Source organism: Methylobacterium sp. Leaf466 (assembly GCF_001425565.1).
Lineage (GTDB): Bacteria > Pseudomonadota > Alphaproteobacteria > Rhizobiales > Beijerinckiaceae > Methylobacterium.
Map to the genome: position 1 here is coordinate 35,407 of NZ_LMRC01000001.1, position 13,296 is coordinate 48,702.

General features: G+C 68.9%; 8 protein-coding genes. 2 read left to right on the plus strand and 6 right to left on the minus strand.

All coding sequences use genetic code 11. The annotated features are described in order from the left end of the window. Positions 1–2: 2 nt before the first annotated feature. The 6 genes from ASG59_RS00140 to ASG59_RS00165 all read right to left on the minus strand — a co-directional run bounded on the left by ASG59_RS00140 (position 3) and on the right by ASG59_RS00165 (position 6,146). Positions 3–866: a DUF58 domain-containing protein gene (locus tag ASG59_RS00140; protein ID WP_056406295.1), complete on the minus strand. Its 864-nt coding sequence runs from the start codon at positions 864–866 to the stop codon at positions 3–5. Continuing rightward, positions 863–1,894 carry a MoxR family ATPase gene (locus tag ASG59_RS00145; RefSeq protein ID WP_056406297.1) on the minus strand — a complete coding sequence of 344 codons (1,032 nt, stop codon included), beginning with the start codon at positions 1,892–1,894 and terminating at the stop codon, positions 863–865. The genes ASG59_RS00140 and ASG59_RS00145 overlap by 4 nt, the downstream gene beginning before the upstream one ends. A 204-nt stretch (positions 1,895–2,098) precedes the next feature. After that, positions 2,099–2,389 (minus strand): methanol dehydrogenase [cytochrome c] subunit, encoded by a 291-nt coding sequence (locus ASG59_RS00150; RefSeq protein WP_055883570.1) that lies wholly within the window; start codon positions 2,387–2,389, stop codon positions 2,099–2,101. Positions 2,390–2,475: 86 nt separating this feature from the next. Continuing rightward, positions 2,476–3,081 carry a cytochrome c(L), periplasmic gene (gene moxG, locus ASG59_RS00155; protein ID WP_056406668.1) on the minus strand — a complete coding sequence of 202 codons (606 nt, stop codon included), beginning with the start codon at positions 3,079–3,081 and terminating at the stop codon, positions 2,476–2,478. A 92-nt stretch (positions 3,082–3,173) separates the two neighbouring features. Next, positions 3,174–4,067, minus strand: a complete 894-nt coding sequence (gene moxJ / locus ASG59_RS00160; RefSeq protein ID WP_056282568.1) for a methanol oxidation system protein MoxJ — start codon at positions 4,065–4,067, stop codon at positions 3,174–3,176. A gap of 195 nt (positions 4,068–4,262) precedes the next feature. Further along, a complete protein-coding gene (locus ASG59_RS00165; RefSeq protein ID WP_055883580.1) occupies positions 4,263–6,146 on the minus strand; it encodes a methanol/ethanol family PQQ-dependent dehydrogenase in 1,884 nt (627 codons plus the stop codon). A gap of 393 nt (positions 6,147–6,539) precedes the next feature. Between ASG59_RS00165 and ASG59_RS00170 the strand changes: the two genes are divergently transcribed. Both ASG59_RS00170 and ASG59_RS00175 read left to right on the plus strand, forming a co-directional pair. Next, the gene (locus ASG59_RS00170; RefSeq protein ID WP_244472314.1) at positions 6,540–6,839 is read left to right on the plus strand and encodes a hypothetical protein; all 300 of its coding nucleotides are present in this window, start codon (positions 6,540–6,542) and stop codon (positions 6,837–6,839) included. A gap of 148 nt (positions 6,840–6,987) precedes the next feature. Next, positions 6,988–7,758 (plus strand): trypsin-like peptidase domain-containing protein, encoded by a 771-nt coding sequence (locus tag ASG59_RS00175; RefSeq protein ID WP_056406298.1) that lies wholly within the window; start codon positions 6,988–6,990, stop codon positions 7,756–7,758. Positions 7,759–13,296 lie beyond the last annotated feature (5,538 nt).

Here is a 13,296-nt window from a genome sequence, read left to right on the forward strand (position 1 = left end):
CCTCATGTGCCGAGTAGGTGGCGGGTGACCGCCTCGGGGTCGAAGCGGCCGGCGAGGCGAAACGGCGGGCGGCCATGGGTGGTGGCGATGCGGCGCAGGGACTCGACCCGCGCCGCCTCCCGGGCGATCCAACGACGACGCAGGGCGGGGCGCATGAACACGACCCGGCGCCCCGCGCCTTCGAGGTCGTCGAGCTCCATCAGGCCCCAGGCTGGCAGCGCCTCGGTCTCCACGGCGTCCTCGAGGACGACGGGCACGATGTCGTGCCGGGACAGGCTCGCGAAGACCTCGCCGATCAGCGCCTCGGGCCAGCGGAAATCGGAGATCACGAACACCACCTTGGGCCGGCCGACGAGGTGCTGGCCCGCGAGAGCCATGCCGTCGGCGCGGGTTCCCGTGGCCCGGGTGCGCGACAGGCGTTCGGCGATGTCGCCGGCCGGGACGCGCCAGCGGGATGCGGGCAGGAACAGGTCCTCGCGCACGTCGGCGTCGACGCCGATCAGGCCGAAAGCGTCGCCGATGCGAGTGGCGGAGGCAGCCAGCGAGCCGCACAGGGCCGCGACCAGGTCCATCCGGTCGGCCTCGCCGCAGAAGCGCATGGAAGCCGTGAGGTCGACGAGCGCCCAGACCTCGATCGCGGTACGGCTCTCGAAACGGCGGACGCAGGTGCCCTCGAACGGATCGCGCAGGGTGGCGCGCAGGTCGATGCGCCGGGCGTCCGGCATGCGCAGGAACGGCACCTGATCGCGGAAGGTGCCCAGGCCTCCGGCGTCGCGGCCGCGGTGGGTGCCGAGGGCCGTGCCGGCGCTGCGTCCGCGCGGCCCGTAGACGATGTCGGGCATCGGCTCGTTCATCGGTGCGGTCATGGCGCCGGCACCGTGTCGAAGACGGCGCGGCACAGGGCCGGCACGATGCCGGCGCGGCGCATCTCGTAGACCGGTTCGAGGAAGACGCGGTGGGCCATCACCTCGGGGAAGACCGCGCGGATGTCCTCGGGCACCAGCCAGTCGCGGCCCTCGAGCCAGGCCCTGACCTTGGCGGCCCGCACCAGCATGGCGAGCCCGCGCGGCGAGGCCCCGCCCTGGATCAGGGCGGCCATGTCGATGCCGGGCAGGCGGATGCCAGCGGGTCCCGGACGCACCAGGGCCTCCCACAGGGCCACCACGTAGACCTCGATCGCCGGGCTCGCCCGGATGCCGTGCTGGATCGCGGCGCCGATGCCGGCGATGGCGGCATGGTCGAGGACGGCGCCGTCGATCCCGGCGATCAGCGCATCGGTGTCGTGGAAGCGCGGGTCGAACACCAGGGCGCGGCGGGCCTGCGCATCGCTGGGCGCCTCCATCCCGATCTCCATGAGGAAGCGGTCGCGGGCCGCGGCCGGCAGTTCGAAGGTCTCCTCGCGTTCGACGCGGTTGCGGTCGGCGAAGACCTGGAGGTTGGGGAAACGGTACTCGCGGTCGAAGGCGGTCAGGGTCCGCTCCGCCATCAGGCGCAGCAGCAGGGCGTGTACCTGCGGTCGAGCGCGGTTGATCTCGTTGAAGAAGAAGATCGAGAGGTCTTCGGCCTGCCGCAGCACCGGGCCGGGCTCGACCCGCGGGCGACCGTCGCCGGCGAGGTAGGTGTGGTAGACGAGGTCGGTGGGCATCATGTCCACCGTGCCCTCGACGCGCTCGTAGGCGCCGCCCAGCGCGCGGGCGACCGCCCGCAGCAGGGTGGTCTTACCGACACCGACGTCGCCTTCGAGCAGCACGTGGCCGCGGGCGAAGATGGCGATGGTGATGAGCCGGATCGCCCGGTCCTGGCCGACCACGGCCGAGGCCACCGACCGTTCGAACCGCCCGGCGGCCTCGCGCCAGTCGGTGAGCATCGCGTCGTCGCGGCGGATGTCGTTCATGATGTGCCTTGAACCAAAGACTGAATTGGTCGCCGCGCGTCCGACCAATGGCGACTCTCCTCCCCCCTGTGGGGAGGAGTTGGAGGTGGGGGTGATGGGGCGACCCTCTGTGGAGCGCGGTTGGGCCACCCCCACCCCCGACCCCTCCCCACAATGGGGAGGGGAGAATCCGCGTCCGAACTCCGACGCCGAGCGCGGTGGCGCTCAGTTCGACGAGATCTTGGTCACGTCGTATTCGAACTTGCCGGTCTTCTTGGCCGCCTCGATGCGCTTGGCGTTGCGCTCTTCCATGGCCCGGATCGACTCCGACTGTTTGTTCAACTCTTTCGGGTCGTGCTTGGGATCGTACTTCGAGCCGGCGATCTTCTCGGGGAAGCCGGGCTTAGGCTCCCAGCAGTTGCCCGGCGCCTTGCACTTGGTGCCGTCGTAGGCGAGGGCCGGAAGGGCCAGAAGGGCGCTCGCACCGATCGTCGCCGCAAGGATGAATGTCCGCATGGTCGTCTCCTCCGTTGATGGTTGATGAGGCGTGTCGCCGCCCATCGTTCACCGCGCCGGCAGCGCGGCGTGACTTCCTCGGTCGCTCAATCCAGCGGCTTGCACTGTCCTGGGGCGTCCTTGGGGAAGGTCTCACCCTCCTTGTAGGGCTTGTAAGCTTTCTTCTGCTCGTCGTTGAGCCAGACCGCATCCTTGACCGGCCCGGTATAGAGGTGCCTGATCCAGGTGATGACCTGTAGCATCTCGTCGGGCGTCAGGTTCTCGTTGTGCGGGCCCATCATGCCGTTGGCGCCGCCGAAGATGGTGGCGAACAGCCCCGTGTCCTCGGTGTTGGACGGGTAGGTCCAATAATTGTCGTTGAGACCCGGCCCGAGCTTGCCCTCGGCGAGGTGGCCGTGACAGCCCGAGCAGGAGGTCGAGTAGAGGGACTCGCCATTCCTGAGGCAGGACTTGTCGTCGATGTAGGCGTTCCTGCCGGTCTGCAGGAACTGTTTGACGGCGGGGGTGTCGCGCCCGCCTTCCTTGCCCTGGGAAATGTCGAGCTGCTCGCCGGTGACGGTGTTGCGGAAGACGAAACCGCTTTGCGGTCCCGCCGCCGGCTGGGCGATGGCCGCGACGGCCGCCGAGAGGGCGACGAGCCCCAGGGCGCCGCCGACGATCCGCTTGAGTGCGATACGCTTGTTGGACTGCATGACTTCGCTCTGGTGCCTCCGGCCGTCGATCACGCGCCGGAGTGTGTCGCGCCGACCCAGCCGATGGGGGGCGCCGGGATGCGGTGGGGACGTCAGTTCGAGGGTGGGGCGAGGGGCACGCCTTCCTGCTTGAGGAGGGCGTCGATCTGCGGCTTGGCCTTGACGATGGCTGCATCGAGCTCCCGCCTCAGGGCCTCGTCGCCGCGACGCACGCCCATGGACTGGTCGAAGCTCTGGGGCATCCGCTGGCCGTCGCTGCGGACGGTGTCGTTTGGTACCAGGGTCATGCGCAGGGGTTGGCTGGAATCCTTGACGTAGCGGGCCACGTCCGGCCCGAACGCCACCGCCACGTCGGCCTTGTCGGTGGCGACCTCCGTCACCATCCGGGCCGGGTCGATCTGGGTGTACTGGTTGCGCGGTGCGCGGAAGTTCACCAGCGAGTAGAGGTAGGCCATGTCCTCCTCGTAGCGGCCGATGTCCTTGAGCATCGCCTCGGCCGGAGTGCCGAAGCCCACCACCATGTGGCCGATGGTCTTGAGGCGCGGGTCCGACCACGACTTCACGTCGAGATCCTTGTCGGCGCGGGTGATGAAGACGTAGCCGCTGCGATAGTACGGCTTCGTCGTCAGCACGCGCTGGTCGTCGCTGTCGACGCCCACGACCACGTCGCAGAGGTTCTTGTCGAGGCTGTCGCGCACCAGGTAGATCGCGGCCTTGTCGAGCCACACGAACTGCGCCTTGCGCCCCATGGCCTGCGCCACCGCGACGGCGATGCGGTTCTCGAGCCCGGAGCCGTCCTTCAACGACAGCGGCGGCTGCTGGGCCGCGCAGACGCGCAGGGTGCCGGCGTCCGCTGAGGCCGCTTTCGCGTCGGTGGCTTTCGTGCCGGAGTCCGGCGAGGCGGCATGGGCGGCGGAAAGACAGCCGAGGGCCAGGAGGGCAGCGGCCGATGTCGCCGCTGAGCGGCGTCCGGTGACGAGCGACATGGGAGCGGGTCCGTTTTTTCTTGAAAGGTCGGGATGGCGCGGCGGGGGAGGTGGCGTTGCGAGGGACATGGCGTGTCCGGAGCGGCCGTCGCGCGAGATGTCTCGATGGCGTGGTTTGCCGCGAGCGTGCGACGTGCGCCGAGGGGAGGACCCCGCCGGCCTGAGCCGGCGGAGTCCGATCACCGAGGGAGAGCCTTACTTGGCGGCCGCCGTCTGGTACTCGCCGACGTTCGGATCGTCGTAGGGGCCCTTGCCGTTCAGCGAGAACACCATCACGCCGCCGCCCATCTGGGTGTAGTTGGCGAGCTTCTTGAACGCGCCCACCGCGCCGAGGCCTGCGGTCGGGTCCTGGAGGTCGAACACGAGGCCGACCCCCGGCCAGCCGCCGACGCCGTAGTAGATGGCGACGTATTGATCACCCTTGTGGGTGTAGGTGATCGGGTAGCCGATCGCGCCCGACGGCATCTTGAACTTCCAGAGAAGGTCTCCGTTGTCCGAGTTGCGCGCCTTGATGTAGCCGTCGAGCGTTCCGTAGAACACCAGCCCGCCGGCCGTGGCCGTGGTGCCGCCCCAGACGGCGAACCGCTCCATCTTCTCCCACTGGAAAGCACCGGTGATCGCGTTGTAGCTCTTGATCTGGCCGAGACCTTCGTAGTTCTGGCGGTCACCCTTTGGGCCGGGGTACATGTTCAGCGTGGCGCCCACGAAGAACTGGCCGGCACGGTAGGGCAGCATGAAGGGCTCCCAATCCATGCAGATGTGGTTGATGCCCATGAAGAAGGCCTTGCGCTCCGGATCGTAGGAGTCGTGGCCCTGGTTGTGGTAGCCCATCGCCGAGGGGCAGATGTCCTTGGCGAGGTGGTCCATCCGGGTGCCGTACTCGGGGTCGCGCACCGGCTGGCCGGTCTTGAGATCCACCGACTTGAAGACGTTGACGGTGTCGTCGATCTTGTTGGCCGAGACCAGCGAGCCGTCCGTGCGGTCGAGGGTGTAGACGATGCCGTTGCGGTCGGGATGGGTCAGGAGCTTGCGGTCCTTGCCGTCCTTGTCCTTCTGGTTCGACAGCATCATCACGTTGACGCCGGCGTAATCCCATTCGTCGTGCGGGGTCTTCTGGTAGCCGAACTTGGCCTCGCCCGTGTCGGCGTCACGGCCGAAGATGGTCATCGTCCACTTGTTGTCGCCCGGGCGCATCGTCTCGTTCCACGGCGCCGGGTTGCCGGTGCCGAAGTAGATCAGGTTGGTGCCCGGATCGTAGGCGTACCAGCCCCAGTTGGTGCCGCCGCCGATCTTCCAGGCGTCGCCCTCCCAGGTGGAGGTGCCCAGGCCCTTCTGGCCGTAGTGCGCGTTCTTGATGTTGAAGTCGGAGGCCAGCAGCAGGTCCTTGTCCGGGCCGGTGGCGTAGGCACGCCAGACCTGGGCTCCGGTCTTCACGTCGTAGGCGGTGAGGTAGCCGCGCACGCCGAGCTCGGCGCCCGAGGACCCGATGATGACCTTGTCCTTGACCACGTAGGGCGCGATCGTGAGCGTCGAGCCGACCTTGATGTCGGAGTTCTCGACCTTCCACACGGTCTCGCCGGTCTCGGCGTTGAGCGCCATGACGTTGCCGTCGAGCAGCGTCTTGAGGATCAGCGACGGGGTCTTGCCGTCGCCCGGCCAGTAGGCGAGCCCGCGGTTCACGAGATCGCAGCAGGCGACCGCGCGGGCGGCCGGGTTCTGCTTGGGCTTGTCCTGCCACAGGATCCGGCCCGGATCGTCGAGCCCGAGCGCGAAGGTATTGTTGGGGAACGAGGTGTGGATGAACATCTTGCCGTCGACGACGACCGGCGCCCCCTCGTGGCCGTTGAGCAGGCCGGTGGAGAACGTCCAGGAGACCTTCAGGTCCTTCACGTTCGAGGCGTTGATCTGCTTGAGCGCGCTGTAGTTGTCCGAATCGTAGTTCTTGCCCGGCATGACCCAGTTGGCGTCGTTCTTCGACAGCTCGATCAGCTTGTCGTTGGCCGTCGCGAGGGTCGATGCCCCGATCGGGGCGAAGGCGACGACCGCCATCGCCGAGACGGAGTAAAGAAACCTGTTCATCCTGAACTCTCCTGCCCTATGCGCCGCGTGCGGATGCTCGAAGCCCACCGCGGCCTTTCGTTTCATCGGATCAGAGCAGAGCATCGGAAAAACAGGATCGACTCTGCGTATTCATAAGATTCACATAAGCAATTGGCGTCTTATAAGAAACTTATTACTGATCCGCTGGCTCGATATATAAACATCGTCTTGAGACAATGTCTTCAGCCAGTTCGTCATTTTACGGCGGGACAAAGTGGCAATAGAAGCGTTTCTATTGCGCATTCGCTCAGGTGTTTCGGCCATACCCGGCAGATAAAGAAGACGTGATATCGGATCTCGGCGGCGGCGAGCCTTTACTCGGGTGCCGCAACCGCTACAATCATGGCACCCTAGTAGGACAGGCGGTGATCGATGGCGGTGAAGACACTGAGGGTATTCTTATTGTCCCTGGTCTGCCTGGCTCCTCCGGCGCAGGCGGCCAAACTGACGCTGGACGACAAGGTCGCCCGCTGGCCGCGCGCCACCACGGGCGAGAAGGTCGATTTCGCCACCCGCATGGGACGGGCGTTCTCGAGCCTGTCACCGGAACTCGACATGAACTACTTCATCAAGTGCCTGGAAGAGACCGCCAATATCGGCAATCCCGGCGACATCAAGCTCGAGCAGGCGGTCAAGATCTGCGTATCCGTGAAGAAGGACGCGGCGGACTAGCGGTGAGAGACCGGATCGTCGCCAAGTCATCGGGGGAGGCAGGAGCGGGATGACGCGAGGGATCTGGCGACGGCACCGGTCCGGACTTCCGCCCGCGCCCGGTATATCCGTTCGGCGCTCGGCCCGTTCGGCCGCCGCCGGATTGTTCATGGCCTGCCTCGCCGTTCCCGTGGCGCCCGCCTCCCCGGCTCGGGTCGCGGCCCTCTATCCGGTCGACCGCCGCAGGGACATGACCGGTGCCGACGTCGACCGCTATCCGGGTGCCGGGGTGCTGTACTGCCACGGCCCGGACGGCATCCCCCGCAAGGCGTCCGCAGCATGGCTCATCGGCGACCCGTCCGTGGTCGTCCTGAACGCTCACAACTTTCGCAACCGGCGGATGGAGACCACCCGCGAGGTCGCGGATTGCTTCTTCCAGATCGGCGGGCGCAACTACGACTTCGTGCCAGCGAGCCTGCAACTGGGGGCGCCCACGAACGCCGCCGGGCTGCACATCACCGACGATTGGGCGATCCTGCGCCTGACCCAGCCCGCCGAGGGAGTGCGCCCGCAACCGATGCCGCGGGTCTCAGGCCTCGCCACGGGACCGACGACGATGGCGATCGTTATGGTGTCGCCCGGCGGCCACGGCAACTACCGCGGGCCGAGCAGTCTCGAGACCTGCTTCATCCGACAGGTCGACCCGCCGAGCGAGGCCGGCGCGCGCCGGGTCCGCCACGACTGCAACGACGGATTCGGCGGTTCCGGCTCTGGATTGTTCGACGAGGGCGGGCACCTGATCGCGATGCAGAGCGCCTCGCTGTCGATGAACTCGCGCCGGCCCTTCGACCTGGAGTTCCACTACGGCTCGGCCCTCCTGTTCGAGGGCGACCTCATGGCGGCCCTGTCGGCGGCGACCGGTCGGCCGGCGCAGCGGTGAGGCCGACCGATACGACACCGAACCGCACCGGGTTTTTCGTCGGTCCCGATCAATACCCCGAATGCGGCGACCGAGGCCGTGTTTTCCCCGGCCTGTCGGCGCCGATCGAGGCCGGCGCCGACAGCCGGCGGGGTCCATCCGCAAGCGGGGTCGAGCCGCTCACACGACGAAGAAGTCGAGGTGGCTGAGCGTGACCTTGGTGTCGATCACCGCGAACTGCACCGCGGTGGCAGCCGAGCCGCTGCCGTCGGCATCGTAGAACAGCCCGCCCGTGCCCTTGTCGTAGAGGATGCGGTCGCTGGCGTCGGCGGCGCTCACGCCGAGGTCCTTGAACGCGGCCTCGGTGAGCTGGCCCGCGGCCAGGGTCGCAAAGACGCTGCGGGCCAATTGCACCGTATCGTGTACCGCCGCGGTCGAGGCCACGAAGTCGGTGATGTGGTCGACGTTGCCCGAACCGAGCGCGGTCTTGAACACGAAGGTGTCGGCACCGGCACCGCCGGTCAGGACGTCGTCGCCACCCTGGCCGTCGAGGATGTTGGCGCCGCGAGTGCCGGTGAGGACGTTGGCCAGCGAGTTGCCGGTGGCGGTGAGGTTGCCGGCCCCGGTGAGGGTCAGGTTCTCCAGGTGCGCCCCGGCGAGCGAGTACGACACCGAGGCGTAGACGAGGTCGGTGCCGACGGCGCCGGTGGCCTCGAGGACGCGGTCGTCGATGGTGTCGACGTAGTAGGTGTCGGAGCCCGCCCCACCGGACATGGTGTCGGCGCCTCCCAGGCCGTCGAGGACGTTGGCGCCGCTGTTGCCGGTGAGCACGTTGGCCAGCGAGTTGCCGGTGGCGGTGAGGTTACCGGCTCCGGTCAGGGTCAGGTTCTCCAGGTGCGCCCCGGCGAGCGAGTACGACACCGAGGCGTAGACGAGGTCGGTGCCGACGACGCCGGTGGCCTCGATGACTTTGTCGTCGAGGTTGTCGACGTAGTAGGTGTCGGACCCCGCCCCGCCGCTCATCCGGTCGGCACCGCCCAGGCCGTTGATGACGTTGTCGCCGCCGTTGCCGGAGATGACGTTGGCGAGCGAGTTGCCGAGGCCGGTGAGGTTGTCGGTGCCGGCGAGGGTCAGGTTCTCGAGCTGCGACCCGCCGAGCGAGTAGGACACCGTCGCGTAGACGAGATCCGTGCCGAGGCCGGCGAACTCGATGGCGCAATCGCCGGCATCGTCGACCACGTAGAAGTCAGACCCGGCCCCGCCGGTCATCGTGTCGGCACCCAGACCGCCGTTGAGGGTGTTGTCGCCGTCATTGCCGGTGAGGATGTTGACGAACTCGTTGCCGGTGAGGGTCAACGCCGTGCCGCCGGTGGAGGCGGACAGGGCGAGGCTCTCGATCTCCTGCCCCGCCGCCAAACGGTAGCTGACGCTGGCGATCACGCTGTCGCTGCCGCCGCCGATCGCCTCGATCACCCGGTCGCCGACGTTGTCGACCAGATAGGTGTCGTTGCCGCCCTGCCCCTTGAAGGTTTCCGCGCCGGGGGTGCCGTGGAAGGTCTCGGCGGCGGCCGTGCCGGTATAGCCGTCGATGCGCAGGGTGCCGGCGGGATTGGTCGCCGCGCCCGCGAGCGAGGCGACGTTGCCCGCCGCGTCGAGGATCGTCGCGCTCCCCAGGGTCAGCCCGGTGATCGCGAGATCGGCGCTGACCCCATCGACGACGACGGTGTGGGTGAAGACCAGGTGCGAGGCATCGGAGGCCGCGGCGTCGTAGGCCGCCACGCCGCCGTCGCTGAGCTGGAGGCGCAGGCCGCCGGCATCGGTCAGGGTGACGGGCTCGGAGAGTGCCACCGAGATGATCACGCTCTGGCCCACCGTCAGGGTGCCGGAGCCCCTGACGATCCCCGGACCGGACAGCGAGACGCCGGAGACCGTGGGCGCCTGGGTATCCACCGTCCAGAGGGTGGACTCGGGCGTGAGGTCGGCATTGCCGGCCGCATCCACCGCCCGCACGGCGAAGCTGTGCACGCCGTCGGCCAGCCCGGTCACCGTGTAGGGGCTCGTCGTCCTGACGTAGCCGCCGCCGTCGAGGCTGACCTCGTAGTGATCGACGGCGATATCGTCGCTGCCCGAGAAGGTGAAGGTGGCACTCGTCGCGCGGGTGACGGCGGCCGGCCCCGAGACGAGCTGCGTCTGCGGCGGCGCGACGTCGACGTTCCCGACCACGCCGGCCGAGGCCGAGGCCAGGCCGGTGTGGCCCTGGTCGTCGGTGTAGGAGACGGTCACCGCAATCGCCTGCCCCGCCGCGGTGTAGTCGGGCGTGTAGCTCGCCGACGATCCGGTCAACAGCACCCTCGGGGCCTGAGGATCGCTCACGTCGGTGAAGGTGTAGGTGATCGCCCCCGTCGCCCCGTCGGCATCCGCCAGCAGCGCGACGATCGGCGTGCCCTCGCGGGCATTGCCGTCGGTCAAGCCCGTCAAGGTCAGGACCCCCGCCCGGTCGACGTCGAGCACGTCGATGGTGAGGCTCCGGTCGTTGACGAGGCCGCTGCCGTCGGTGGCCCGCACGCCGAGCACGTGCCGGGCCGCGGTCTGCGCGTCGACGCTCCTGCCGGCGGCCAGCGCGACCACGCCGGTGGTGGCATCGATGGTGAACAGGCCGGCCTGGTTCCCGCCCTGGATCGCATAGGTCAGCACGCCGGCGCCGTCCGGGTCGGTCGCCGACAGCGTCGCGACCGTCGTCCCGGGGGCGGCGCTCTCCGACAGCGTGACGGTGCCGGGCTCAGCCAGCACAGGCGCGTCGTCGACGGCGTCGATGGTCACATCGCGCGTCGCGGCGACCGAGGAGACGCCGTCGCCGACGTCGTAGCTGATCGTAATCGGCCCGTTGTAGTTCGCGGTCGGGGTGATCGTGTAGCCGCCCGCGCCGTCGCTGACGAACGTGCCGTGGTCGACGCTGAGGTTCGAGAGCACGGGCGTCGTGCCGTCGGGGTCGGTGAAGCCCTGCAGCAGCTGGGCGCTCGTCACCGTGAAGGCGGTGTCTTCCGTGCCGTCCGCCAGCGTCGCCTGCGCGCCGGTGAGGCGCGGGGCGTCGTTCACCGCCGTGATCGCGGTGCTCAGGGTCGTGGGGATCGACGCGGTGCCGTCGCCCACGTTGTAGCTGATCGTGAGCGGCCCGTTGTAGTTCGCGGTCGGAGTGATCGTGTAGCCGCCCGCGCCGTCGCTGACGACCGTGCCGTGGTCGACGCTGAGGCTCGAGGCCACGACCGTCGTGCCCTCGGGGNATAGCTGATCGTGAGCGGCCCGTTGTAGTTCGCGGTCGGAGTGATCGTGTAGCCGCCCGCGCCGTCGCTGACGACCGTGCCGTGGTCGACGCTGAGGCTCGAGGCCACGACCGTCGTGCCCTCGGGGTCCGAGAAGCCCTGGAGCAGCTGTGCGCTCGTCACCGTGAAGGTGGTGTCTTCGGTGCCGTCCGCCAGCGTCGCCTGCGCGCCGGTGAGGCGCGGCGCGTCGTTCACCGCCGCGAGCGTCGTGCTCAGGGTCGCAGGGATCGAGGCGGTGCCGTCGCCGACCGAATAGCTGATCGTGAGCGGCCCGTTGTAGTTCGCGGTCGGAGTGATCGTGTAGCCGCCCGCGCCGTCGCTGACGACCGTGCCGTGGTCGACGCTGAGGCTCGGTCGGAGTGATCGTGTAGCCGCCCGCGCCGTCGCTGACGACCGTGCCGTGGTCGACGCTGAGGCTCGAGGCCACGACCGTCGTGCCCTCGGGGTCCGAAAAGCCCTGGAGCAGCTGTGCGCTCGTCACCGTGAAGGCGGTGTCTTCCGTGCCGTCCGCCAGCGTCGCCTGCGCGTCGGTAAGGCGCGGCGCGTCGTTCACCGCCGCGAGCGTCGTGCTCAGGGTCGCGGGGAGCGAGGCGGTGCCGTCGCCGACCGAATAGCTGATCGTGAGCGGCCCGNCCGCCGCGAGCGTCGTGCTCAGGGTCGCGGGGAGCGAGGCGGTGCCGTCGCCGACCGAATAGCTGATCGTGAGCGGCCCGTTGTAGTTCGCCTCGGGCGTGATCGTGTAGCCGCCCGCGCCGTCGCTGACGACCGTGCCGTGGTCGACGCTGAGGCTCGAGACCACGGGCGTCGTGCCCTCGGGGTCCGAAAAGCCCTGGAGCAGCTGTGCGCTCGTCACCGTGAAGGCGGTGTCTTCCGTGCCAACCGCGAGCGTCGCCTGCGCGCCGGTGAGGCGCGGCGCGTCGTTCACCGCCGCGAGCGTCGTGCTCAGGGTCGCGGGGAGCGAGGCGGTGCCGTCGCCGACCGAATAGCTGATCGTGAGCGGCCCGTTGTAGTTCGCCTCGGGCGTGATCGTGTAGCCGCCCGCGCCGTCGCTGACGACCCGGCCGTCCATGGCGAGTTCGAGGGTGGCGCGCTGCGGCCCGCGGGTGGCCGCCCAGGCGCGAACGCACGCGCTCGTCGAGGGCTTCGAGCTCGGTCGNAGGCGCGGCGCGTCGTTCACCGCCGCGAGCGTCGTGCTCAGGGTCGCGGGGAGCGAGGCGGTGCCGTCGCCGACCGAATAGCTGATCGTGAGCGGCCCGTTGTAGTTCGCCTCGGGCATGATCGTGTAGCCGCCCGCGCCGTCGCTGACGACCGTGCCGTGGTCGACGCTGAGGCTCGAGACCACGAGCGTCGTGCCCTCGGGATCGGAGAAACCCTGGAGCAACTGAGCGCTCGTCACGGTGAAGGCGGTGTCCTCCGTACCGGCCGGCAGTGTCGCCTGCGGGCCGGTGAGCTGAGGGGCGTCGTTGATGGCGGCCAGCGTGAAGGTGCGGGTGGCGCTGACCGCGTTGACGCCGTCGCTCACCTGGTAGCTCAGCGTCACCGGGCCGTTGGCGTTCGCCGCCGGCGTGACGGTGTAGGTGCCGTTGCCGTCGGATGTGACCGAGCCGCCGGAGGTGATCAGCCCCGTCACCGCAAGGGTGGTGAAGTCCGCATCGGTCCAGCCCTGGAGGAGCTGGGCCGCCGTCACGGTGTAGGCGGTGTCCTCGCTGCCGGCGGCGAGCGCCGTCTGCGGGCCGGTCAGGGCCGGCGCGTCGTTGACGTCCACCGCGAAGGTCCGGGCGGTCGAGACCGGGCTCTGATCGCCGCCATAGCTGGCCGCCGCCGTGACGCTATGGGCGGCGTCCGAGAGCTTGACGGTCGGCGTGAAGGTCCACGCGCCCGAGGCGTTGGCCCTGGTCGTGCCCACGGTCGCGCCGTCGATGACGACGGTGACGATGCTGTTGGGACTCGCCGTGCCGCTGATGTCGGGCGTGTCGTCGGTGGTCGTCGCGCCGTTGGCCGGGCCGGTGATCACCGGAGCGGCCGGCGCCGGGATCTCGTTGACGTCGAGGGTCTCGCCCGCCTGGCCGAAGGTCTGACCGAGGGGGCGGTCAGTCCCGTCGTCCACGGCGACCCGGCCGCGCAGGTCCGGCAATCGAAAGACACTGATTCCGTCGCCACCGTAGGTTGCTCCGATCAGTGTATACAGCGCCTGATACTGATTGATCGGCAGCAGCTGGCCTTCGGCGCGCAGGTAGCC

Bases quoted from the DNA above. Each gene is read 5' to 3' on its own strand.
- ASG59_RS00165 (WP_055883580.1), bottom strand. From the start codon at position 6,146: ATGAACAGGTTTCTTTACTCCGTCTCGGCGATGGCGGTCGTCGCCTTC.
- ASG59_RS00140 (WP_056406295.1), bottom strand. From the start codon at position 866: ATGACCGCACCGATGAACGAGCCGATGCCCGACATCGTCTACGGGCCG.
- ASG59_RS00145 (WP_056406297.1), bottom strand. From the start codon at position 1,894: ATGAACGACATCCGCCGCGACGACGCGATGCTCACCGACTGGCGCGAG.
- ASG59_RS00150 (WP_055883570.1), bottom strand. From the start codon at position 2,389: ATGCGGACATTCATCCTTGCGGCGACGATCGGTGCGAGCGCCCTTCTG.
- ASG59_RS00170 (WP_244472314.1), top strand. From the start codon at position 6,540: ATGGCGGTGAAGACACTGAGGGTATTCTTATTGTCCCTGGTCTGCCTG.
- moxJ (WP_056282568.1), bottom strand. From the start codon at position 4,067: ATGTCGCTCGTCACCGGACGCCGCTCAGCGGCGACATCGGCCGCTGCC.
- ASG59_RS00175 (WP_056406298.1), top strand. From the start codon at position 6,988: ATGGCCTGCCTCGCCGTTCCCGTGGCGCCCGCCTCCCCGGCTCGGGTC.
- moxG (WP_056406668.1), bottom strand. From the start codon at position 3,081: ATGCAGTCCAACAAGCGTATCGCACTCAAGCGGATCGTCGGCGGCGCC.